Source organism: Paenisporosarcina quisquiliarum, from assembly GCF_043641925.1.
Lineage (GTDB): Bacteria > Bacillota > Bacilli > Bacillales_A > Planococcaceae > Paenisporosarcina > Paenisporosarcina quisquiliarum_A.
Genome location: NZ_JBHZRU010000002.1, coordinates 160,745 through 185,047, shown reverse-complemented (window position 1 = coordinate 185,047; position 24,303 = coordinate 160,745). Strand labels below are relative to the sequence as shown.

Annotated in this window: 25 protein-coding genes; 8 read left to right on the top strand and 17 right to left on the bottom strand. The window is 36.1% G+C overall.

Annotation, left to right across the window (positions count from 1 at the left end):
- Positions 1-88 precede the first annotated feature (88 nt).
- The 7 genes from pstA to ACHUE4_RS02600 all read right to left on the bottom strand — a co-directional run bounded on the left by pstA (position 89) and on the right by ACHUE4_RS02600 (position 8,338).
- Positions 89-967, bottom strand: a complete 879-nt coding sequence (gene pstA / locus ACHUE4_RS02630; protein WP_394187737.1) for a phosphate ABC transporter permease PstA — start codon at positions 965-967, stop codon at positions 89-91.
- 1 nt (position 968) lies between these two features.
- Positions 969-1,916: a phosphate ABC transporter permease subunit PstC gene (pstC, locus tag ACHUE4_RS02625; protein ID WP_394187736.1), complete on the bottom strand. Its 948-nt coding sequence runs from the start codon at positions 1,914-1,916 to the stop codon at positions 969-971.
- Between the two features lie 74 nt (positions 1,917-1,990).
- Complete coding sequence (locus ACHUE4_RS02620; protein ID WP_394187735.1) at positions 1,991-2,920, bottom strand: PstS family phosphate ABC transporter substrate-binding protein; 930 nt, start codon at positions 2,918-2,920, stop codon at positions 1,991-1,993.
- Positions 2,921-3,067: 147 nt separating this feature from the next.
- Positions 3,068-5,278 (bottom strand): peptidoglycan D,D-transpeptidase FtsI family protein, encoded by a 2,211-nt coding sequence (locus tag ACHUE4_RS02615; RefSeq protein ID WP_394187734.1) that lies wholly within the window; start codon positions 5,276-5,278, stop codon positions 3,068-3,070.
- Between the two features lie 114 nt (positions 5,279-5,392).
- Positions 5,393-6,001 (bottom strand): superoxide dismutase, encoded by a 609-nt coding sequence (locus ACHUE4_RS02610; protein ID WP_394187733.1) that lies wholly within the window; start codon positions 5,999-6,001, stop codon positions 5,393-5,395.
- A 121-nt stretch (positions 6,002-6,122) separates the two neighbouring features.
- Positions 6,123-6,602, bottom strand: a complete 480-nt coding sequence (locus ACHUE4_RS02605; protein WP_394187732.1) for a DUF456 domain-containing protein — start codon at positions 6,600-6,602, stop codon at positions 6,123-6,125.
- Between the two features lie 104 nt (positions 6,603-6,706).
- On the bottom strand, positions 6,707-8,338 hold the full coding sequence (locus tag ACHUE4_RS02600; RefSeq protein WP_394187731.1) for a Na/Pi cotransporter family protein: 1,632 nt from the start codon (positions 8,336-8,338) through the stop codon (positions 6,707-6,709).
- Positions 8,339-8,534: 196 nt separating this feature from the next.
- Between ACHUE4_RS02600 and ACHUE4_RS02595 the strand changes: the two genes are divergently transcribed.
- The 5 genes from ACHUE4_RS02595 (at position 8,535) to ACHUE4_RS02575 (ending at position 11,469) form a co-directional block, all read left to right on the top strand.
- Entirely contained in the window at positions 8,535-9,032 is a 498-nt protein-coding gene (locus ACHUE4_RS02595; protein ID WP_394187730.1) for a DUF1189 family protein, read from the top strand.
- Between the two features lie 50 nt (positions 9,033-9,082).
- Positions 9,083-9,421, top strand: a complete 339-nt coding sequence (locus ACHUE4_RS02590) for a hypothetical protein (protein ID WP_394187729.1) — start codon at positions 9,083-9,085, stop codon at positions 9,419-9,421.
- An 87-nt stretch (positions 9,422-9,508) separates the two neighbouring features.
- On the top strand, positions 9,509-10,615 hold the full coding sequence (gene ispG / locus ACHUE4_RS02585) for a flavodoxin-dependent (E)-4-hydroxy-3-methylbut-2-enyl-diphosphate synthase (RefSeq protein WP_394187728.1): 1,107 nt from the start codon (positions 9,509-9,511) through the stop codon (positions 10,613-10,615).
- A gap of 14 nt (positions 10,616-10,629) precedes the next feature.
- Positions 10,630-11,208: a hypothetical protein gene (locus ACHUE4_RS02580; RefSeq protein ID WP_394187727.1), complete on the top strand. Its 579-nt coding sequence runs from the start codon at positions 10,630-10,632 to the stop codon at positions 11,206-11,208.
- A 57-nt stretch (positions 11,209-11,265) separates the two neighbouring features.
- Positions 11,266-11,469 carry a hypothetical protein gene (locus tag ACHUE4_RS02575; protein WP_394187726.1) on the top strand — a complete coding sequence of 68 codons (204 nt, stop codon included), beginning with the start codon at positions 11,266-11,268 and terminating at the stop codon, positions 11,467-11,469.
- A gap of 372 nt (positions 11,470-11,841) precedes the next feature.
- On the opposite strand, the gene ACHUE4_RS02570 is transcribed toward ACHUE4_RS02575, so the two are convergent.
- From ACHUE4_RS02570 to ACHUE4_RS02560, 3 genes are read right to left on the bottom strand one after another with little or no spacing between them, the layout of a single operon-like run.
- Positions 11,842-12,255, bottom strand: coding sequence for a Fur family transcriptional regulator (locus ACHUE4_RS02570; RefSeq protein WP_394187725.1), 414 nt, complete (start codon positions 12,253-12,255; stop codon positions 11,842-11,844).
- A complete protein-coding gene (locus ACHUE4_RS02565; RefSeq protein ID WP_394187723.1) occupies positions 12,252-13,118 on the bottom strand; it encodes a metal ABC transporter permease in 867 nt (288 codons plus the stop codon). The genes ACHUE4_RS02570 and ACHUE4_RS02565 overlap by 4 nt, the downstream gene beginning before the upstream one ends.
- The gene (locus ACHUE4_RS02560; protein ID WP_394187722.1) at positions 13,111-13,890 is read right to left on the bottom strand and encodes a metal ABC transporter ATP-binding protein; all 780 of its coding nucleotides are present in this window, start codon (positions 13,888-13,890) and stop codon (positions 13,111-13,113) included. The genes ACHUE4_RS02565 and ACHUE4_RS02560 overlap by 8 nt, the downstream gene beginning before the upstream one ends.
- 103 nt (positions 13,891-13,993) lie before the next feature.
- Between ACHUE4_RS02560 and ACHUE4_RS02555 the strand changes: the two genes are divergently transcribed.
- Positions 13,994-14,233 (top strand): hypothetical protein, encoded by a 240-nt coding sequence (locus tag ACHUE4_RS02555; RefSeq protein ID WP_394187721.1) that lies wholly within the window; start codon positions 13,994-13,996, stop codon positions 14,231-14,233.
- 65 nt (positions 14,234-14,298) lie between these two features.
- Here the strand turns inward: ACHUE4_RS02555 and ACHUE4_RS02550 are convergent, their stop codons facing one another.
- Both ACHUE4_RS02550 and ACHUE4_RS02545 read right to left on the bottom strand, forming a co-directional pair.
- Positions 14,299-15,186 carry a deoxyribonuclease IV gene (locus ACHUE4_RS02550; protein WP_394187720.1) on the bottom strand — a complete coding sequence of 296 codons (888 nt, stop codon included), beginning with the start codon at positions 15,184-15,186 and terminating at the stop codon, positions 14,299-14,301.
- 14 nt (positions 15,187-15,200) lie between these two features.
- Positions 15,201-16,505 (bottom strand): DEAD/DEAH box helicase, encoded by a 1,305-nt coding sequence (locus ACHUE4_RS02545; protein ID WP_394187719.1) that lies wholly within the window; start codon positions 16,503-16,505, stop codon positions 15,201-15,203.
- Between the two features lie 119 nt (positions 16,506-16,624).
- Here ACHUE4_RS02545 and vrrA point away from each other — a divergent pair, with 119 nt between their 5' ends.
- A complete protein-coding gene (gene vrrA, locus ACHUE4_RS02540) occupies positions 16,625-17,044 on the top strand; it encodes a VrrA/YqfQ family protein (protein ID WP_394187718.1) in 420 nt (139 codons plus the stop codon).
- Between the two features lie 67 nt (positions 17,045-17,111).
- Positions 17,112-18,089 carry a 4-hydroxy-3-methylbut-2-enyl diphosphate reductase gene (locus ACHUE4_RS02535; RefSeq protein ID WP_394187717.1) on the top strand — a complete coding sequence of 326 codons (978 nt, stop codon included), beginning with the start codon at positions 17,112-17,114 and terminating at the stop codon, positions 18,087-18,089.
- Between the two features lie 640 nt (positions 18,090-18,729).
- On the opposite strand, the gene ACHUE4_RS02530 is transcribed toward ACHUE4_RS02535, so the two are convergent.
- From ACHUE4_RS02530 to rpoD, 5 genes are all read right to left on the bottom strand, one after another.
- Positions 18,730-19,848 carry a Nif3-like dinuclear metal center hexameric protein gene (locus ACHUE4_RS02530; protein WP_394187716.1) on the bottom strand — a complete coding sequence of 373 codons (1,119 nt, stop codon included), beginning with the start codon at positions 19,846-19,848 and terminating at the stop codon, positions 18,730-18,732.
- Positions 19,845-20,543 (bottom strand): tRNA (adenine(22)-N(1))-methyltransferase, encoded by a 699-nt coding sequence (locus ACHUE4_RS02525; RefSeq protein ID WP_394187715.1) that lies wholly within the window; start codon positions 20,541-20,543, stop codon positions 19,845-19,847. Before ACHUE4_RS02525 ends, ACHUE4_RS02530 begins: the two co-directional genes overlap by 4 nt.
- A gap of 221 nt (positions 20,544-20,764) precedes the next feature.
- Positions 20,765-21,133, bottom strand: a complete 369-nt coding sequence (cccA, locus tag ACHUE4_RS02520; protein ID WP_394187714.1) for a cytochrome c550 — start codon at positions 21,131-21,133, stop codon at positions 20,765-20,767.
- Positions 21,134-21,275: 142 nt separating this feature from the next.
- On the bottom strand, positions 21,276-22,415 hold the full coding sequence (locus ACHUE4_RS02515) for an acyl-CoA dehydrogenase family protein (RefSeq protein WP_394187713.1): 1,140 nt from the start codon (positions 22,413-22,415) through the stop codon (positions 21,276-21,278).
- 754 nt (positions 22,416-23,169) lie between these two features.
- Positions 23,170-24,300 (bottom strand): RNA polymerase sigma factor RpoD, encoded by a 1,131-nt coding sequence (gene rpoD / locus ACHUE4_RS02510; RefSeq protein ID WP_394187712.1) that lies wholly within the window; start codon positions 24,298-24,300, stop codon positions 23,170-23,172.
- Positions 24,301-24,303 lie beyond the last annotated feature (3 nt).

Here is a 24,303-nt window from a genome sequence, read left to right as displayed (position 1 = left end):
CATTTTGATTTAAATCAGCTGTTTCTTTAAGTTGTGGTTTATTTAAGTTTACTTGAACCATGTTGAAACCCTCCCATGCCGCTATGGCTTAATACCTTTTTTGGAATTTATTACGAATCACTACTGCAATTGAATTCATGATTAATAAAAACATCATTAATACGATAATTCCAGCAGCAGCTACACTTTGAAATGCTTCCTGTGGTCTCTTCGCCCAGTCAAAAATTTGCATTGGCAATGCAGTAAATTGACTTAATAGGTTGTCAGGTAGGAATTGAATAATAACAGGAATCCCGATTACAACTAGCGGAGCAGTTTCTCCTATTGCACGTGATAATGCTAATATACCTCCAGTTAATATACCTGGAATTGCTGACGGCAAGACAACTTTAGAAATTGTTTGCCATTTCGTCGCACCCATTCCATATGAAGCCTCTCGTAATTCCTTAGGAACAGCACGAATTGCTTCTTGTGATGCTACGATAATAACTGGCAAAATTAACAAACTCATTGTAAATCCAGCAGCTAAAATACTATTACCTAACGCTAAAGCTCTTACAAAAATCGTTAAACCTAAGAGCCCGAATACTACTGAAGGAACACCTGCAAGATTTGCTATATTCATTCGAATAAAATCATTTAGTTTATTTTTCTTTGCATATTCTTCTAAATATATGGCTGAACCAACTCCTAATATTAAAGAAACAGGAGCGATTACCGCCATCATCCAAAGGGAACCGACTAATGCAGCAACGATCCCTGCATTTTCAGGTATACGAGACCCAAAGTTAGTAAAGAAATCTATGGATATAAAGCCAATTCCTTGGCTGACAATTCGATAAAATAGTATCGCTAAAGATAAAAGCGCGAATAATGTGGCCATGAAAAAGATGGCTTTAAATGTTTTGTTCAAAATCATTCGGCTTCCCATACGCTTAACGACATTTTTGTGATCAATATGACGCATTTTAGTATTCCTCCCTAAACCGTTTTGAGATAGCATGAGCTAACCAGTTCATGAGAAGTGTAAATAAGAATAACGTGAAACCAACTGCGTAAATGGAATAGTAGATTGTTGTACCAAATCCTGCATCACCAGTTGAAACTTGAACAATATAAGCTGTCATGGTTTGAATAGAATCTGTCATGTCTAAATCGAAACGAGGTGTCGATCCACCTGCTAACGAAACAATCATTGTTTCCCCTATTGCTCTTGACACAGCTAAGACTATAGACGCCATTATTCCTGAAAGTGCAGCTGGCAATACTACTTTTACAGCAACTTCAAGTTTAGTAGCCCCTAGTGCTAATGCGCCATCACGAATCGAATTCGGAACAGATGTCATTGCATCCTCAGATAATGAAGCAATCATTGGTAATATCATAATACCAACTACAATACCCGGGCTTAATGCATTGAATATCTTTAAATCCGGTATGAATTGCTGTAATAATGGTGTCACAAAGGTTAAAGCAAAGAAGCCGTAAACAATTGTTGGAACACCAGCTAAAACTTCTAGAATAGGCTTAATAATTCTTCGTGTGTTATCACTAGCATATTCACTCAAATAAACAGCCGAAGCAAGTCCAAATGGTACCGCTACAACTACAGCAATAGCAGTTACTTTCAAGGTACCCGCAATTAAAGGAAGAATTCCATATAGCGGTTCCTTATTTGAAAACGGAAGCCATTCTTTCCCAAAAATGAAATCTAAGAAAGGTACGCGTTGAAAGAACTCAATTGTTTCAAAAATGAGTGTAAATACAATCCCAAATGTCGTTAACACCGAAATTGATGCAATAAGAAATAATATAATAGGAATTGACTTTTCAATTCGTTTTTTTGTTTTTTTGCCTCTTTGCTCTTCAATCATTTGTTGAATCGATAATTCTTCAGTTCGTTCTGATGTAGCCATTTGAAATCCCCCTTTACCTAAAAAGAGAAGAGAGTAGCACCGCTGCTACTCGCCTCTTACATGCATATTATGGCTTATTTTATTGCTTCAAGTGCTTCTAAATCTTCTTTATACGTCTCTTCTGGTGATCTAACATAGCCTACAGCTTCAGCCATATCGCCAGCATTTTCTAATGTAAATTTCATGAAGTCATAAACTGCTTCGTTTTCTTTTACAGAATCATTTTTCACATAAACGAACAATGGACGTGATAATGGTGAATATTCACCTGATTCAATTGTTTCGTTCGTTGGTTCTACGCCATCGATTGTTACAACACTCATCGAATCTTTGTTCGCTAAGTAATAAGCATATCCAAAGAATCCAATCGCGTTTTTATCACCTTGTACACCTTGCACTAAAACATTATCATCTTCAGAAAGCGTTGCTGCTTTAACAATATCTTCATCTTCTAAGATGATTTCATTGAAATAATCAAATGTTCCTGAATCTGTGCCTGGTGAGTAAAAAACAACTTCTTCATCTGGCCATTCCGGATTAATATCTGACCATTTCTTAGTTGTGCCATCTTCAACCCATAATTTTTTTAAATCTTCTACCGTTAAATCCTTAGCCCAATCATTTTCTTTATTAACAACGATTGATAAACCATCATAAGCTACTTCTAGCTCTGTATATTCAATTCCTGCTTCTTTTAATTTTGCAGCTTCTTCTTCTTTAATTGGACGTGATGCATTTGAAAAATCTGTTTCACCAGCGATGAATTTTTCAAAGCCGCCACCAGTTCCTGAAACACCTGCAGTTACTTGTACATCTGGTTGAACTCCTGCATATTCTTCAACTAAAGCTTCTGTAATTGGCGCTACTGTTGATGAACCGTCACCAGTTACCGAGCCAGATAAATTTTCTTCCCCATTATCTTTGCTGTCACCATTTCCACAAGCACCTAATAGTAGTGCTGATCCGATCATTGTTGACATCATAACGAATTTAAATTTTTTCATCTGACGAGTTCCCCCTAAGAATGGTTGTTTTTGCCTTACAAACACTACTATAAAGGTCCTATGTTGAGGACATATAAAGCTAATGTAAAGAGATTGTAAATAGAAAAAGCCATGATAATAAAGTTATCATGGCTTAAAATCTAAATTCTATTCAATTGTTTCTTCCGTTTCTTCTTCTATCTCTTCTTTTACAAATACAGGTTTGATTGTTTGGATGGTTTTTGAAACTTCTTCGTTTGTCTCACTATTTTTTTGCTTTATTTCAAAATAGGCATCTACTACTTCTCGAGCTAGAATCGTACCTGTACTTTCATACACACCGTTGAAATAAGGAGCATAAGGAATCATCACCGCATAGGCAATTTCAGGATTATCAAATGGAGCAAATCCAATATGTGTTGAATTGATCGCAGCTGTAATCTTTCTTGTCTCAGGATTGTAATGTATAGATTGAGCAGTTCCTGTTTTTCCTGCTGCTTGAAATGGTAAATCACCGAAGTAGGATCTTGCTGATCCATTGTCACCAAAATACACGCGGGCCATCCCTTTTTTAATATGTTCAATTTGAGTTTGTGTATTCTGAATGCGATTTAATACTGTCGGACCAATTTCTGTTACGAGCGGTCCCATCGTTACACCATCTAGTGAAGGTTCTCTAATTTCTTTTACAACATGTGGTTTTACTCGATTTCCTCCGTTAGCAATGGTTGAAACGTATTGTGCCATTTGAAGTGGTGTATACGTATCGTACTGACCAATGGTTAAATCCATTAGATTACCAGGCAGTCTACCTGTTCCTGTTACCCCGGATACTTCACCAGGGAGATCAATTCCCGTGCGAACACCAAGGCCAAATTGAGCATATGAATTTCGTAAAATACTAAATGCCGCGAAATCATTGTAACTTACTCTCATACTCTGTTCATATTTATAAACGGCATTCGCTAATCTGAAGCCAACTTTGAACATGTAAACGTTGGAAGATTGTTCAATCGCTTGTAAATCATTCATTGGAATTCTTGACGAGCGATTAAAAATGGAACTCTTGGGATCACCTTTACCAATTTTAATTGGTTCATCGATTAAAGTTTCACCCATATCTATAACGCCTTGTTCATATCCGGTTAACAATGTGGCAGGTTTAATGGTTGAACCTATCTCATATGCAGAAGTAAATGTTCCATAAGCATAGTCTAAAATTTCGCGTTTACCGGTTTCTTTATTCGTGCTTAATTGTTTTCCTACCATTGATAAAACTTCACCTGAATAAGGATCCATCATCACAACAAATGCACGATCCAATAAATTAGAACCTTGTTTTTGCTTCATTTCAATTAATTTCGTCTCTACTAAATCTTCTATTTTAGCCTGAATTTCACTATCAATCGTTAGAACCAGATCTTTTCCAGGTTCTCCTTTAAATACAGTTTCAGTAGACGTCACACTACCTTTACCATCTGTAATGTTTTTCACCACAGATTTTTGACCTTGTAGGATTTCTTCATATTGTTCCTCAATATAACTTTTTCCAACTCGATCATTTCTGGTATAATCCCTCGCGATAAAATAATCTATACTTGAACGAGGTATCCCTTCTTTTGGTGAAGTAGTTCGACCTAAAATTGCGAGATTCGATTTAGGAACACGTACCCAATCCGTTGTTGTATTGACACCTTTTAAATCTCCTAATCTTTCTGAAACTCTCGCAAATTCTTCTGGACTTACCGTATCACTTTTAATAATTTGAGGAGATAAGGCATACCCTGAAGACATTTCACGAAAAATTGCTAATACTTCAAGCTCTTCTTCAGAAAATGAATTTAATTCTTCAGGCGTTATTCGATCACGAACAAGTTTATCAATTTGTTGTTGTTTTTGTGAAGTTGTTAAATCTACATTTGCGTTAATTTTCGCTTGTTCTTTTTTAGAAACTTTTTTATATGCATCTTCAGTGTTCTTCATAATCCAAAAATCTTGTTGATCCCTTAAGTTAATATCATCTACCGATTTATCGATTAACGTAGCTAATTTTTCGGCTATTTCCATCATTTCTGATGATTTTGTGGTTTGCATTTTCGTATATGTAATGGCATTTTTAGGTTCATTATCGACTAAAATTCGGCCAACACTATCATAAATTCTTCCTCTTGGAACACTTGAATTAACAGGCACTTCTTCCGTTCGTTCTAATGCACGTTTATATTCTTCACCTTCTACTATTTGTAAATAACCCAATCTCAAAATTAGTATTGTAAAAAGTAAAAAGATAGAAAAGAAGAGGATATTCATACGAAAAGCGACATTTGCGCGAAGTTTGGCTTTGACACTTGCGGAGCGTTTTTTATTAGGTTTACGCAATTTTCATCCTCCTATTAACTAAAATCCTGTCTATCAGTATACCATTAATTGAAATAAAAAAGCACACCCCTAAATGACGATTTAAGGGTGTGCTTAGTTTCATATTTTGTGAAATTATTTAGCAGATTCGTAACGTTTTGAAACTTCGTTCCAGTTAACAACATTCCAAAATGCGCCAATGTAATCTGGGCGACGATTTTGGTAGTTTAAGTAGTATGCGTGCTCCCATACGTCTAAACCAAGTAAAGGTGTTTTGCCTTCCATGATTGGTGAATCTTGATTTGGCGTAGATGAAACTTCAATTTCACCATTGCTCACTGATAACCAAGCCCAACCAGAACCAAAACGAGTAGTAGCCGCTTTTGTAAATTCTTCTTTGAAAGCGTCAAAGCTACCAAATTTCGCATCGATTGCTTCAGCTAGTGCACCAGTTGGAGAACCGCCACCATCAGCAGATAATAATTCCCAGAATAATGAGTGGTTAGCATGACCTCCACCATTGTTACGTACTGCTGTGCGAGCAGCCTCAGGTACTGCGTCTAAATTAGCAATTAACTCTTCAACTGATTTACTTAATAAGTCTTCATGTCCTGCAAGTGCATTGTTTAAGTTTGTAACATATGCATTGTGATGTTTTGTGTGGTGAATGTTCATCGTTTCTTTATCAATATGAGGTTCAAGTGCGTCATACGCGTAAGGTAATTGTGGTAATTCATAAGCCATTTGTTATTTCCTCCTAAGCGATTATAAGAATTGTTTTTACAATGTCTAGCGTATCAAACTTATGTCATACGTTCAAATATTAAAGACTCAATTGTGCAAATTCAGTCTTTTGTCTGAATCGTTATACAACCCAAAGAAAAATAACAATCATAACAATCTGAACAATTCCTTTTGTAAGAACAGATGTTAAGAATCCGACAACTGATCCTACCCCTGTTTTAAGTGCCTGTTTAATAGAAGTTCTAGTAAACAATAATTCTGCGATTATAGCTCCAACAAAAGGTCCGACTAGGATTCCAAAGAATGGAATGATAAAGGGCCCAATTAGTAAACCAATGGTACTCCCCCAGATTCCCGCTTTACTTCCACCATACTTTTTAACACCAAACGCGTTCGCCATCATATCTGCACCAAAAAGTAAAATCACAAATAAAATTTCGATTAGCCAAAACCACCAAGGTAAATCCGAGAATGTAAAGAATAGTCCATATAATAAAAAACCACCCAAAATAAAAACGACTGCTGGTATTATCGGATAAACTAAACCGATAAATGCAATAATGAAACATATAATAATAAGTGCCCAACCAAGATATTCCATCCTTTTCCCCCATTAGAACAAAATGTATTTACAAATAAAAAATCTCCTCTATATCGTGCCTTACATCATCTGAGATGTAAAGACACTAGAGGAGAAAAATTGGATTATGCTCTTTTTCCTAGAACTGCTTCAGCAATATTAACTGCGTGATCACCAATACGTTCTAAGTTACTTACCAAGTCAACAAAAACAATTCCAGCTTGAGGAGAACAAACGCCCTCATTTAAACGCATAATATGCTTTTTGCGGAATTTACGTTCCATTTTGTCGATTAAATCTTCTTGTTCTGCCACTTCACGTGCCAGTTCAGAACTTCCGATATCAAGAGCTTCTAACGCTTTTTCTACCGTTTGAATCGTTAATACAAACATTTCAGTGATATCTTCCATCGCTTGATCAGTCAATTTCACACGATTACCAATTTGATAGTCAATTAATTCTAAAATATTTTCAAAATGATCTCCAACTCGTTCAATATCACGCACAGTTTCCATTAACATGATATGACGACCTGAATCGGCATTTGAAATTGATTCAGCTGAAATTTTAACGAGATAGTCTGTAATTTTATGATCTAAATTATTAATAGCATCTTCGAGTTGGTAACCCGTTTCTGCATGTTTTTTATTATTCGTTTTCAAATACTCGAATGATTCTTTTAATCCTTGTACACTAAAGTGACCCATACGAAGAATTTCTTCTTTCGCTTGCCCTATGGCAATAGATGGTGCCGTTTCAATAAAGTGTGGATCTAAATGTTTTGGTTTGTATTCAATCGTCACTTCTTCACCTGGGATAAACTTCGTAACCAGGTAAGCCCAAGCACCAATCAAAGGGAACTGAATAATGGTATTCGCTACATTGAAAGTACCATGTGCAAAAGCAATTTGCATTTTTTCTTCAAGTCCTAAAACACCCGTGATCCATTCGATGTACATTGTAAATGGAACTAATAAAATCATAAATATAATAGTACCAACTATATTGAATAACACATGGGTAGCAGCAGCTCGACGAGCGGCAATTGAAGCACCAATTGAAGCTAAAATAGCTGTAATCGTTGTCCCAATATTATCACCGAACAATACCGGCAATGAAGCGTCCAAATTTAAAATACCTTCAGAATATAATCCTTGTAGAATTCCTACAGTAGCACTCGAACTTTGAACAATTACAGTAAATACAGTTCCAACTACTACACCTAATATAGGATGCTCACTCATATTAATTGTTAAGTCAATAAATGCTGGTAATTCTCTAAGTGGTTTCATTCCCCCACTCATTAATTCCATCCCTAAGAATAAACCACCAAAACCAAAAATAACTTCTCCTAGGTTTTGAATTTGATTTTTCTTAAAGAAGAAAATGAGAAATGCTCCTAAAGCCATAATTGGTAATGCTGCTTCACCAACATCAAATCCAATGATAAAGGCTGTAACGGTTGTCCCAATATTGGCTCCCATAATTACACCAATCGCTTGACGTAACGTCATAAATCCAGCACTTACTAAGCCTACAGTAATAACAGTTGTACCAGAACTTGATTGTATTAAAACAGTTACAATAATACCCACTAATACACCCATAAATGGGTTAGTAGTAAATCGATCTAATATATCACGCAAACGATCTCCAGCAGCTTTTTGCAACCCGTCGCCCATATATTTGATAGCGAACAAGAAGATCCCGAGACCTCCAATGAATTGAAACAGCATTTCCTGCCAATTTAATTCCATTATTCAACTTCAGCTCCTAATTCGACAATTTTCAACATTCCCCATTATGAAGAATTCGACACCACATTGTAAAGGACCTTCACATAAAATTTACAATAACTTAACAATCAGTGCAAATTTGGTCTTATAGTTTTCACAATTCTAGTTAATATACTTATTTAATAGTAGTATGATTAATGTATAAGGAGTGATGTACTTGGCTTTTACAAAATTATTTTTTGCTTCCATTTATGAGCCTAAAAAAATGGCTGCTTTCAGGCTGCTTTCTATAGGAAAAGTTATTCAATATATATTTATATTTATAACTCTCATCACGATTTTTTCTTTCATACAATTTGTTTTCGGTATAAATAATCAATCATCTTCTATAGTTGGATTGATTGAATATATAGAAGGAATGGCATGGATCCTCTTTCCTTTTGCTTTTATATTACAATTTGTGATGTCAACATTGTTTGTATTCAGCCGCATTAGTATATTAGCTCTAGTTGGCTTCTATTTATTAAAATTGTTAAATCGTCGCGGGGATTATCGCCATGTATGGCGCACAGCAGCATTTGCCTACACAGTTCCTACTATCCTTTCCTTTATCTTATTGTTCTTAGGAATTGGAGATACAATTATTTTCCTTGTGACACATTCTCTTAGTTTCACCTACTTATATCTTGCATTAACCTATTATCCCGCCAAATAATCATAATCTCTCTTGATTCAACATATAAGTTGATAAAGGGGGATTTTCTTATGCGCATTATTGGACTAGCTACTTTAATATTACTTGTTTCCTATATAATAAAAGTTGATCTACTCGACGGAACAATTTCTCTTGCTGCATTTACACAAGAGGAACCTATATGTACTGAAAACGTCTATTATGATGTCTTTCCTGTTCAAACAGTAGAAAATGACACCATCTTTTCTTTATTTGCCGTCTATCCTTCTGAAACTTGGGTCAGTTTTCCTGAACGCTTAGAAGCTTTTTATCAAGAGAATCCACATTATCGAAATCAATCTTTACAATCTTTTGAAACAGTGCAAATTCCGATCTTCAAAAAAGAGTCATCTGCATGTTCTGAAAAGTGAAGTAACGTTTCTTCCTTGTCATTTCCTTTTCAAGACTGCTAAAATGTAGAGTAGTGAAGGCGTAATGCCTGAAAAGGAGAGAATCTAATGAGTGAACTAATACACCGTTCTAAAACTCGTCCCGTTCGTGTTGGGGATTTAACTATTGGTGGAAGTAATGAATTATTTATTCAAAGTATGACTACTACAAAAACACATGATGTTGAAGCAACTGTTGCAGAAATATTGCGTTTAGAGGAAGCAGGTTGTCAAATTGTACGCGTAGCATGCCCTGACGAACGTGCAGCTGATGCAATAGCAGAAATTAAAAAACGGATTAATATACCTCTAGTTGTAGATATCCATTTCGATTATAAATTAGCTTTAAAAGCAATCGAAAACGGAGCTGACAAAATTCGAATTAACCCAGGCAACATTGGACGTCGTGAAAAAGTTGAAGCGGTTGTCAATGCGGCAAAAGCTAAAAACATTCCGATCCGAATTGGTGTTAACGCTGGGTCACTTGAACGTAAAATCATTGAAAAATACGGCTATCCTACAGCTGATGGAATGGTTGAAAGTGCTTTACACCATATTAAAATACTCGAAGACCTAGATTTCCATGATATTATCGTTTCACTAAAAGCATCAGATGTTAGCTTAGCTATTGAAGCTTATATTAAAGCGTCACAAGCATTTGATTATCCATTACATTTAGGAATAACTGAATCTGGGACTTTAGTAAATGGTTCTATTAAGAGTGCCGCTGGATTGGGTGCGCTTTTAAGCCATGGTATTGGGAATACCCTTCGAGTTTCACTGAGTGCAGATCCAGTCGAAGAAATTAAAGTGGCGAGAGAATTACTGAAAGTATTTGGTCTTTCTTCAAATGCAGCAACACTAATTTCATGTCCAACTTGCGGACGAATTGAAATTGATTTAATTACAATTGCCAATGAAGTTGAAGAATATATTTCTACAATTAAAGCACCTATTAAAGTAGCTGTACTTGGCTGTGCTGTTAATGGACCAGGTGAAGCTCGCGAAGCAGACATTGGGATTGCTGGAGCACGTGGTGAAGGTTTGCTGTTCATGAAAGGGAAAACTGTTCGAAAAGTTCCTGAAGCAACGATGGTCGAAGAATTGAAAATTGAAATTGATAAAATTGCTCAAGAATATTTCGATAAGCAAGAATTAGAAAAACAAAACGTATAAAGGAGTCATTGCATATGTCTAACATTCGATTCGGTATCGACATTGATGGTACCGTCACATGCCCTACTTCTTTATTACCACATATCAATAAGCAATTTTCCTGTAATTTAATTTTAGATGATATTAAGGAATATGATTTAACCAAGGCATTTCCGATTACACCAGATGAATTTTATCAATGGTTTCGAAAAGCCGAACCTGAAATTTATGCCACTTCCCCTATTCAAATTGACGCTCATTCAATTTTGACAAAGTGGAAAAAGGACTTTGAATTATATTTCATTTCAGCTCGTGGCCAAAATGTGAAGGATGTAACTTTTGAGTGGTTTTTAAACCAAAACCTAGAATACGATCACATAGAATTAATTGGTTCTCACGATAAAATTCAAACAGCAAAGAATTATAACATCGATGTATTTTTCGAAGATAAGCATGATAATGCAGTTGGACTCGCAGAAGAGCTTAATATCCCAGTTATTCTTTTTAATACTCCATACAATCAAGAGCCAGTTCCAAATGGCGTTGTAAGGGTAGATAATTGGTTAGAGGCCGATACATGGATACAACATCATTTTATTAAAAATAAAGCGTGAGGACCCTTCCTCGCGCTTTTTACATGCTACATAAAGTAAAGAAAAGGTTGTGAATAAATGAAACGCTTCAAAGTAGTTATTCCTATCATGGTTATTGTTGCGATTTTAGCTACATGGATTCTAGGAAAAGACCATAGTACGGTTCCTCTTGAATCTAGAATTTTCATCACCATTGGTGGAACTTTAATATCTGGAATAATTTCATATTTTTTGTTAAGCAATAAAGAAGATCAAATTGATCCAAAACCAAAACATAAATAAGTTAAAAAAGAGACCATTCACAAAAATGTGAATGGTCTCTACAGTTTGTAACCAAAGAATATTGAAATTGAGTGCTTATACTTAAGACGGAATGATAATGAATGTTGTCGGCTATTTCTTTCGTTTTTCCGCAGGAGTCTTCAGAAATAGCCGAGAACGTTAATGTTAAAAAGTGAACAGAGTAATGTTTACTGAAGAAATTAGTAATTAAATTAAAAGATTGTTCACTTAGTAAGAATTCATTTGTCATATTGCTTATTACAAATTATTTGGAATCATGAAAGCTACAGGTTAACCAATAAGATAGTCTCACCGTTAAGGGTTCCGATTCTTGATAATGGATTTGAAAATATAAGCAACAAACTGCCTATATTATGCTATACATTCAGGGCATTTACCGTAAATTTCTAATTTATGATTATCAATTTGATACGCAGGCAGTTTTTCTTGAACAGCATCCATTGGACAAATGTGAATCTCTTTTATTTTCCCACAGGACATACAGATGAAATGATGATGATGATGGTCTGTTTCACACTGCATACGAAAGTGTCTTTCCCCAGATAACTCGGTTTCTTCTAATATACCGAGTTCCACAAATGTACTCAAATTTCGATAGATGGTATCAAAACTCATCCCCGGATAATCTTTTTTCATCACGTTCAATAAATCTTTAGCTGTTAAATAGCGATCATTTTCTTCAAATAACTCAAGAATTTGTTCTCTTTTATCCGTTTTTTTAAAACCTTCATTTTTTAAAACTTCCCAAGCTTTCGTTAAATTCATGAAGTAACAACTCCTTCGTCCTTCGTGACAACTTTTAGCCAAATCTTTTTACCAATTATAACGATTAAAAGAATACATATAGAAGTGACAACAATTGTCCCACCCGGTGCAATATTTAAATAGAAAGCAGTAACCAATCCAGTAATGACAGCCGTTTCACCGAATACTACGGCCAATAAAATGGCTTGTTTAAAACCTTTAGCTAAACGCATACTCGCAGCGACTGGTAACGTCATTAAAGAAGATACAAGTAATATCCCCACAATTCTCATGCTTGCCGCTATAACCAAAGCGGTAACTATCATAAATAAGATGTGAATCCATTTCGCAGGAAGGCCCGAAGCCCGTGCGTATTCTTCATCAAACGAAAGGACAAAAAGCTCTTTATAGAAGAAACGCGAAAATAAGATGACAATTAGTGCAATAATGACAACAATCCATAAGTCTTGTCGACTTACGGCAGACACAGAGCCAAACAAATAGCCAAAAAGGTCTGCACTAAAGCCATTCGCAAGTGAAATGAAGATTGCACTGATTCCTATTCCCGCTGACATAATAATTGGAATGGCTAACTCTTCATAATGTTTATACAATCTGCGAAGTCTTTCGATTAAAACAGAACCACTAACAGCAGACAGTATTCCTAAATATAGTGGATTTAACATCGCAAACAAAGGAACCGTTTGGCTTAAATATAAACTTCCAGCTATACCAGCCAATGTAACATGACTTAGAGCATCGGCAATTAATGATAATCTTCGAACAACTATAAAAACGCCTAATAACGGAGCAATAAGACCAATTATTAAGCCAGAAGCAAATGCGTTTTGTAAAAATTCATAATTCCATAAAGCTTCAATCATGATTGCACGCCTCACCTTTCACATGATGAATTTTCCGAACAGAATGACCATACCAAGCCTCTCGGTCTTCATCACTCATTTCCTCAAATTCTTGCTTGAATCCGTGAAAATGAATGGTTTGATTTAGACAGGCAACATGGCTTATTCGATTTGAAACGGTATCCACATCATGTGTGACTAAAATCAGGGTAATATTTCGTTCACTGTTTAATCGCGAAAGCATATCATAAAACGATTGCACATGTTTATGGTCGATTCCAACAGTGGGTTCATCTAGCACAAGACATTTCGGATCACTAACTAATGCCCTAGCAATAAAAACTCTTTGTTGCTGTCCCCCAGATAATTCTCCTATGGATTTGGAAGCAAACTTTTCCATGCCAACGGATGAAAGAGCTTCTTGAACAAGATGATCTTTGCTATTTGGAAGTTTCTTAAACAATCCAGTCTTTTTAGCTAACCCGCTAGCCACTACTTCAAATACTGTAGCAGGAAATCCAGTATTAAAAGAATTGGATTTTTGAGAAACATAGCCAATCCACTCACGTTGTTTAAATTCTTTTGCTTCTTTGCCAAATAAATGAACTGTCCCAGTAGATGGTTTAAGCAATCCTAAAATGATTTTCAATAAAGTCGATTTACCCGAACCATTAGGACCTAAGATTGCTAAGAAATCTCCTTGTTTCACTTGCAAAGATATATTTTTTAAAACAGCTGTTTGATCATATTGAAATGATACTTGCTGTAATTCAATGTCATATGGCGTTGACAAATCGATCGCCTCTTTCTAATTCAAAATCATTACGATTTACAAATGATTAGTATAGCGGACATTTGATTGATTGTAAACTCTAATATCTTGAAAGGAAGATGGAATGGATTTACTTGAATTTATTCAAAACTTGAAAAGTAAAAGTGATGATGAACTTGCAGAAATGTCAAAGGTCCTCCCCGTTTCTCTATCTAAAAATGAAATAAAAGGACTTAGACCTCTCTTAGATAAGGCATCCATTCATTGGGCATTTACTGGAATTCCTTCATCTTTTAAAAAAGAAATTGCTAAAGTGATTGGAAAAACAAAAGCAAAAACATTATTCAACTTTTATAATGTCTAAAAATCGTGAATCAATGAAAGCAAAAAAGAGATTCAAGCAAAATTCTGCTTGAATCTCTTTCAACTTTAAACTCTCAATGCATCTATTCGGTCAGGTGTAAATGTTTTAGTTTTTAACATCTCAATTTCATATAAATATGGAGCAGTTTTGTTCTTAGCATCTAGCCCTACAAAAGGTGTCTCAAGAATCTTTGGAACTTGCGTAAGACTTGGATGATGAACGATATAGGATAAAGCATCAAATCCAATTTCACCAAATCCAATATTCTCGTGACGATCTTTACCCGCTCCACGTATATTTTTACTATCATTGATATGCAAAACTTTTAAACGGTCAATGCCAATTAACTGATCGAATGAAGCCAATACACCGTCAAAATCATTTACAATGTCGTAACCAGCATCATGTGTATGACAAGTATCAAAACAAACGGATAAACGCTCGTTATTTTTAACTCCGTCAAAAATTTGAGCTAATTCCTCAAATGACCTTCCGCATTCAGTGCCTTTGCCTGCCATTGTTTCTAAAGCAATTTGCACCGGGTAGTCTTGAGAAAGGACTTCATTCAAACCTTCAACAATTTTAGCGATTCCTTCCTCTGTACCCGCTCCGACATGTGCACCTGGGTGCAATACAATTTGAGTTGCTCCAATAGCGGCTGTACGTTCTATCTCTTTTTGAAGAAACTCGACGCCAAGAGCGAAAGTCTCTGGTTTAAGAGAATTACCAATGTTAATGATATATGGCGCATGAACAACAATATTTGACATGCCGTTTTCTTGCATGTGAGCTTGTCCTGCAGCAATATTCAAATCTTCAATTGGTTTTCTTCTTGTATTTTGAGGAGCACCTGTATAGATCATGAAGGTTGTTGCTCCATATGATTTTGCTTCTTCGCTAGCAGCTAAAAGCATATTCTTTCCACTCATTGAAACGTGTGAACCTAGTAACAAAACAAAAAACCCCTTTACTTTTTACGGTTTTTAATGCGTCGTTCTCTCTTTTTCACTTTGTCCATTTCCCATCTCATATTGCGTTTATATCCCGGTTTAACCTTTTTAGGTTTTCGGACCATTGATTTTGCTTTTGCATCTATTTCATCTGCCACTTTTTCAGTTTTACGATTTTTACGTGTGTGACGTTCTTTAAGTTCAGACCATTCGCCATCTTTTACATCTTTATGAACAAAAGGAATTCCCATTTTTTCAATACGAACAATCGCATCTTCATCTGTTGGTTCATATAATGTAATAGCTGTTCCCTCAAGACCAGCACGCGCAGTACGGCCAACACGGTGGATGAAGAACTCTAAATCCTCAGGAAGTTCAAAGTTAATAACATGACTCACACCTTGAATATCAATCCCACGTGCAGCTAAATCAGTTGCTACAATGTATTGGTATTCTAAGTCGCGCACTTGTTTCATCATACGAGTACGTTCGCGAGGAGATAAATCTCCATGGATACGTCCAACACGATATCCTGCTTCAGCTAAATAATTAGCAACAGAGTCTGCATTAGATCTAGTATTTGTAAAAATAATAGCTAAGTAAGGATTTATTCCTTCCATAACTTCTAATAAACGTTTCTTCTTCGATTTACTTCTAACCGGAACAAGTGTGAAGTCAATGCCTTCAGCAGCTGGTTTTTTTAAACCGATTTTTATATGAACTGGTGATTCCATATATTTTTTCAAGAAAGGTTGTAATCTTTCTGGAATCGTTGCAGAGAAGACATACATTTCTAATGAATCTGGCATCTTCCCAGCAAAAGCATCAATTTCTTCAATGAAACCTAAATCAAAAGCTAGATCAGCTTCATCTACTACTAATATTGGAGCAGTGTGAACGAGTAAAGCATTCTCTTTTACAAGGTCACGAATACGTCCTGGAGTACCCACAACAATATGAGGTTGTGTTTTTAATTTATCAATCGAACGTTGTTTATCAGTTCCGCCGATAAATAATTTAGATTGAATTTCAGTACCTTCTGTAAGACGATTCAATTCTTCAAAAATTTGTGAAGCCAGTTCTCGAGTCGGAGAAGTAATAATAGCTTGTAACTCTGCTTTCTCACTAATAATTCGTTGCACAATTGGAATTAAAAAACTGTGTGTTTTCCCTGTACCCGTATGTGCTTGACCAATTGCGCTTTTCCCTTTTAAAATTACGGGAATCATTTCTCTTTGAATAGGTGTTGGTTCAGTAAAACCTAATTTGCTAATTGCTTTTTGCAAAAAGGGTTGAAAATCATAATCTGCGTATTTGGACATTTGAGTCCCTCCTAACATACCTTTATATTACCACGTTTTTTGTTGTGAAGACCATTTGACAATGATAGTTGTTTCAAGACGTTACGTCAAATAACAGTTAATTTAGAAAGGAGGATATTATGCGTTACGAATCATTTTACCCATTTTCTCAAGGACAATATCAACAACCTCAAAATCCATTTTCATTTCCCCAAAATCGATTCTCAGGAGGTCCTCCCATTAGACCTGGTGGCTTTGGAAACAATAGATTTTTAAATTCACCACAAACTCAAATTCCCGGTGGGGGATTACCTTCACGAATAGAACAATACTTACAAACCGCTGAAAGGTTCATGTCAACAGCCCAACAATTAACTCCCATGGTCAAGCAAGTAGCACCTATGGTTCAAAACCTTCCCGCTCTTTGGAAAATCTATAGAGGCTTTCAAAATATGCCTGATGTAGCGTCAAACGCTTCAGCAGCTAGAAGTGTTGCAAATACCGCTAGCGCACTAGCAAACGGTGCATCTCAACCACGTATTTTCCAACCACCTGTATGAGTTTTGAATTAAACTCTTCTCTCCGTTATAATAGAAGTATTACTCTTGAGAGGAGTGCTCAATCACTATGCAAGTACTCAAAATTTCACCCCGTGGATACTGTTACGGAGTGGTAGATGCCATGGTAATCGCTCGTAACGCTGCGATGGATCAATCACTACCACGACCTATTTATATATTAGGAATGATTGTTCACAATAAACATGTAACAGATGCCTTTGAAAGAGATGGCATTATCACATTAGATGGTGATAACAGAAAAGAAATATTAGAGAAAGTTGATGGTGGAACTGTCATTTTTACGGCTCACGGAGTTTCACCTGAAGTTCGTGAATTAGCTAAACAAAAAGGGTTAGTATCGATCGATGCAACTTGTCCCGACGTAACTGTAACGCATGATTTAATTCGAGAAAAAACAAATGAAGGATTTCATGTAATCTACATTGGGAAAAAAGGACACCCTGAACCTGAAGGTGCTGTAGGTGTTGCACCAAACGCAGTCCATTTAGTTCAAACGATTGAAGATGTTGAACAATTAAATATTGTTGCTGACAAATTAATCGTAACTAATCAAACGACAATGAGCCAGTGGGACGTTGCAGCTTTAATGGAAAAATTAAAAGCCAAGTTCCCTCATATTGAAGTTCACAAAGAAATTTGTTTAGCAACTCAAGTACGACAAGAAGCAGTAGCTGAACAAGCTGGAGCTGCTCAACTTCTTATTGTCGTTGGAGATCCGTTGAGTAATAATTCTAATCGCTTAACACAAGTGTCTGAAGAAATTGCCAACACCCCTTCTTATCGAATTTCAGACCTTTCAGAACTTAAACTTGAATGGCTTGAAGGTATCGAAAATATTGCGGTCACGGCTGGTGCCTCTACACCAACTCCAATTGTTAAAGAAGTGGTTCAATTTTTAGAAAAGTATGATCCACTTATCCCGGAGACACATAGTCTAGCTCGAACAGTAAGTATTGATAAGATTTTACCTAAAATTAAAACACCTAAACCGGTAGACCGAATCGAACCATATCCAATTTCATAACAAACAAGAGGCTATCCAATTATTTGGATAGCCTCTCTGATTATAGAAAAAAGTATAGAAGGACAAAAATTAGACTTTTGCATATTGCACTGAATTTCAAATGAAGGTGGTTGTCTATTTCTTTCGCTTTCCGCGGACGAAACGAAAGCCTCCTCGGCAAAGCTGTCTCTGACAACTTTGCCTGTGGGGTCTAGCGTGTTTCGTTTTTCCGCAGGAGTCTTCAGAAATTGCCAACCACTAATCTGCTAAAATAGTTTGCTTAATCATGTTTACAGAAACAGTTAAAGTAAGTCATGACGGCTTCCTCAGATTTAAAAGTCTATGATACAGTTGTTCTCGGCCATAGAAGTTCCCTATCGTACATTGAATATTTTCCAATTTCGATGTACAGAGTCGTAAAATTGAAAGTGTATATCCCGATATGATTAAAAATTTATTTTCTTCATATCACAAAATTTCTGTTGATTGAAATGGAAGCGGCGACTCCAGCGGAATTAGCAAGAACTGAAGACCCTGGACTGAGCATAGCGAGGGAAGCGGCTGAAGTCTTGCCCGCGGAAAGCGTCCGCTGCAATGGAAATCATCATTTTTATTACTCTTCAATCAAAATGGGTATCCAACTTTTTGGATACCCTCTTTTTTATATAAATTGAAAAGGTTCCGTGGAAATAGTTGAAGGAATAAATGTGCATTCAAAATTTTTACTAATACATAGTTCATTCATTTTTTCAGACACACCTTTTTTCATAATTGATTCAACATGATGTCCAGGATCAACAATGGATAAACCTGCGGCTAGTGCATCTTGGGCGATATGGAAGTACATATCGCCTGTAACAAAGACGTCTGCACCTGCTCTTTTTGCTTTATGAATATAACTATTCCCATCTCCGCCAAGAACAGCCACTTTATGAACAAACGTTTTTGAATCCCCCACCATTCGAACAAAGGGCACGGACAATCTTTCTTTAACAAGCTTTGCAAAAGACTCCAACTCCATTTTTTCTGACAACACACCAATACGTCCGATTCCTTGAACGTTGGTTCTAGTCTCAAGTAACCAAATATCGAATGCTACCTCTTCATATGGATGATTTTCTTTCATCGCTTTAACAATTTTAGATTCTCTTGAAGAAGGGAAAACAACCTCTATTTTTACTTCATTGACCGTTTCTAAACGATTCCTTTGACCAATCGTCGGATTCGCTCCGTTTAATGGTTGGAATCTACCTTCTCCACTTGTTGAAAAACTACAACTATCATAATTCCCGATTTGACCCGCACCGGCTGAAGCTAGTGCCTCTCTTAGCATCTCTGCATGACTTTCTGGCACGAACACAGCTAATTTCATAAGATTTTCAGAATAAGTCTCTTCGAGAATTTGAATGTTTTGAAGTTGTAATGCTTCAGCAAGTAAATCATTTACCCCACCTTGAGCAACATCCAAATTCGTATGGGCTGCATATACCGTTATATCATGCTTTAAACAAAGCTCAGCAATTTTGCCTGCAAAAGTGTCTGTGCGAAGGCTTTTTAATGGTCTGAAAATCGGAGGGTGATGTGCAATAATTAGTTCACATTTTTTATCGATTGCTTCTTGTACAACTTCAGGAGTGACATCTAATGTTACAAGAACTTGATTGACGGACCTATTCAACTGTCCAATTTGTAAACCAACCGGATCTTCATCAAGTGCTAAAGCTTTCGGTGACCATGACTCAAATAGTTGAATCAATTCATGACCATTTACTTTTTTCAAATTGATATAGCCTCCTTTACAATTTGTAATTTCAATTCCAGTTCTTCTTTTTTCATTTTCACTTCTTGAGATACCTCAGCATCTTGAATGGCTTCTAGAATTCTTGTCCATTCTTGTGCTTCTTTTTGCCATTTAGAAAGAAATACCTCTTTTTTTGATTCCATTAAGAATGGCCCTAAAAGAAGTTGACTTGGTGTTAAAGTCATTTCACCTTTTTCAAGGACTAATATTTCGTATATTTTATTATCTTCTTTTAAAATATCTTCTGCAATTAGTTTCCATCCGTTTGCGATGGCCCAATCTCGGATAGCTTTCGCATGAATATTTGGTTGTAAAATAAGGCGTTTAACTGAATCTAATCGATCCAAATCATTATTTAAGATGTTTGCGATTAAAGGTCCACCCATCCCAGCAATCGTCACTGTATCAACTGAATCTTCAATTTCGATCGCTTTCAGTCCATTTGCAAACCTTACTGAAATAGACTCTTCTAATTGCTCTTCTCTTACATGAGCTAAGGCAGAATCATATGGCCCTTTTGCCACTTCACCAGCAATCGCTTTTGAAGCGAGATTATTATGAATTAAGTAACAAGGTAAGTATGCGTGATCACTTCCAATATCAGCTACAATAGATGCTTTGGGAACATAATAAGCAACTCTTGATAATCGTTCTGAGAGTCGTTGTGCGTTCAACGAAATTCTCCCCTTTCTTTTACTTAGACTTTGAAAACTAGTTTAGGTTTTTATTTTAATAAGTTCTGAAATGGTGCTCTTATTAATAATTAGTAGTGACAGAAGGACTTTCGACAAATGCCAACCTATTAATAGCATCATTTTAGACAGATTTCCTATATGGAATTGTACCACAAACATGAAAAAACCCCTTGTCCTTTAAAAGGATAAGGGGAGATTTCTTATTTCAATGTTAAAATGTATTCAGCCATTTGCTCTTCTTGTCCTGGTAATAAACCACCAGGCATACCTGAACCTTTACCATTTGTAATGATTTCAGTTAATTCTTCTTTTGATAAAGAAGTACCAACTAAAGCAGGTCCAACGCCACCGCCTAAATCGCCGCCGTGACATCCGATACATTTACCTTGAGCAACTTCAGGGTCAAATTCTGAAGCATCACCTTCAGTTTCTTCTGTTTTAGCTCCGCCTTCTTCATGACCTTCAGCAATTTCAGCTTTTTTCTCTACACCCATAATTGATAGGAAGAAAATTAGTCCAATCCCGAAAGCAAAAATTAAAATGAAAGGAACTATTGGATTTTTTTGCATTGTGAAACCTCCCTCTTTTCGCTCATTCTTTTTCTAAAATAGAATCAGTCAACATAGTTATTGTACTGCATTCCTCTAAAAACGAAAAGTGTTTACACAGTTGTTTTTAATGATTGTGCCAAATTCGACAAATTCCCGAATATTAGCAACCAATTTCTCGTGCAATAACCATACGTTGAACTTCTGAAGTTCCTTCACCAATTTCAAGTAATTTCGCATCACGCATATAGCGTTCTACTTCATATTCCTTCATGTAACCATATCCACCATGAATTTGAACTGCTTGATCGGCGATCTGCATAGCAATTTCTGATGCATATAGCTTACACATGGATGCTTCTTTCGTAAATGGACGTCCTTGGTCTTTTAACCAAGCAGCTTTATGAACCATCGTACGAGCTAATTCAATTTTCATTGCCATATCAGCTAACTTAAATTGAGTAATCTGAAACTCTGAAAGAGATTTACCAAATTGCTTGCGCTCTTTTGAGTATTTTAACGCCTTGTCAAAGGCTGCTTGTGCAATACCAACTGCCATTGCCCCAATACCAATACGTCCACCATCTAAAGTAACTAGGAACTGGCGGAAGCCTTCCCCACGCTTACCTAATAGATTAGCTTTAGGAACTCTTACATTCTCTAAAACTAATTCTGTCGTATTTGATGCATGTAAGCCCATTTTTTCATAGTTATCAATTACTTTAAAACCTTCTGCATCAGTTGGAACAATAATTGCACTGATTTCTTTTTTGCCATCTTTAATATCTGTGATTGCAGTAATAGCTAAATGTTTTGCGTAACTAGCATTCGTGATATATACTTTGCTGCCGTTAATAATGAAATCGTCGCCATCTTCAATTGCACGTGTTTGAGTGCCACCAGCATCTGAACCTGCATTTGGTTCAGTTAATCCAAATGCTCCAAATGATTCACCAGTACTAATTGGTGTTAAGTATTTATGTTTTTGCTCGTCTGTACCAAATAAGTTTAGTGGAGCTCCACCCAACGAAATATGAGCAGAATATGTAATCCCTGTTGAAGCACATGCACGACTTAATTCTTCCGTTACGATTGCGAAACTAACTGTATCAGCTCCAGCACCACCGTACTCTTCACTAAAAGGTAAGCCCATCATCCCCATGTCGGCTAATTGTTTAAAAATTTCTTTTGGAAATTCTTTCGTACGGTCACGCTCTATCGCTCCTGGTGCAACGACTTTATCCGCAAATTCACGCATGGATTTGCGAATCATTTGATGTTCTTGCGATAAATCAAAATTCACTTATTTCAACCCCTTTAATTTTTAAAACGTTTACATTATTCATTATATCTGAAATATTCAAACATACAAAATTAAAATCGGTCAGTCCTATTGGACGACCGATTTTTTAAGAGAAAAACAGAAACGATATGACTAATAGAAAGCCTACTGCGCCGGATATTGTGAAATAAGGTAATTTTAATAAAAGTCCCGAAACTAGCCACATTAAACAATTAGAAGCTACTAATCCTAATAGAATAAAAGGATTTTCAGAAAAATAGCTCAGCCAAATTTTAAATGAAAGCCCTAGAATAATGAGAGCATTACTAATATAGAGAAAAGGGATTAAAAATTTTTTCTTCCTAGATAGTTTTACCGCACTAATTAATAGAATAATGGCAAGAATACTGGCGATTATAAATGGAATCCACACATAAGTGTCCATGACAAATAACATGACTAAAGTGATGATGGGTAACCCTAAAATGATTAGAAGTTGAATTATTTTCCCCTTTTTTTCTTTAGCTAGTAAGGACTTTGATTGTTTATTTTCAAGCTCTAAATCTGTTTCACCTTGTGCATAAAGTGCTGTTAAAAAGTCACAATAATGTGCTGGAAGTAAGGAATTATGTTTCCAAAACTGTATTTCATTTAATATGATTTCTTTTCTATGAGTACTCAGATTGACACCCCTCTAATTGAGAGCTTTTTAATTACGATTATACCATTTCACGACATAAAGAAAAGACATCCTTTTACAGGATGTCTCACGTTTTTATTCTAAAAAGTCTTTTAATCGCTTACTTCTAGAAGGATGACGGAGTTTACGTAACGCTTTTGCTTCGATTTGTCGAATACGTTCTCTCGTTACGCCAAATACTTTCCCAACTTCTTCAAGTGTTCGAGTTCTTCCATCATCAAGACCAAAACGCAAACGTAGAACATTCTCTTCACGATCAGTTAACGTATCTAAAACGTCTTCTAACTGCTCCTTAAGTAGTTCATACGCAGCATGATCTGAAGGTGATTGAGCATCCGAATCTTCAATAAAGTCGCCTAAGTGTGAATCATCTTCTTCACCAATAGGAGTCTCAAGCGAAACTGGTTCTTGAGCAATTTTAAGAATTTCACGAACTTTCTCTGCTGGTAATTCCATTTCTTCCCCAATTTCTTCCGGAGAAGGCTCGCGTCCCAAATCTTGAAGTAATTGTCTTTGAACACGAATAAGTTTATTAATGGTTTCTACCATGTGAACTGGGATACGAATCGTACGTGCCTGGTCAGCAATCGCACGAGTGATAGCTTGTCGAATCCACCATGTTGCATAGGTACTAAATTTGAAGCCTTTTCTAAAATCAAATTTCTCAACAGCTTTAATTAAACCCATATTCCCTTCTTGAATTAAATCCAAGAAAAGCATACCGCGACCAACGTAACGTTTCGCGATACTTACTACTAATCGTAAATTGGCTTCAGCTAAACGTTTCTTAGCTTCCTCATCTCCATTTTCAATGCGTTTTGCCAATTCTATTTCTTCGTCGGCTGATAACAAATCCACACGACCAATTTCTTTTAAGTACATGCGAACAGGGTCATTAATCTTAACACCTGGTGGCACACTTAAATCATTTAAATCAAATGTTTCTGTTTCCGAGCTTTTTTTCATTAACTTTTCTAAATCCTCTTCGTCGCCATCTTTACGACCAAGTTCAATGCCTTTCGTTTCAAGCTGTTCGATAAATTCTTCGATTTGATCGGATTCTAACTCAAATACGGATAATTTCTCAGCTATGTCAGCAAAAGTTAATTCGCCATTTTTTTTACCTGTTTCAACAAGAGATTTTTTTGCTTCCTCTAATGTAACCTCTGTCTCGACCTCTTTTGTACGTTCAGACTTGTCCGCCATAAG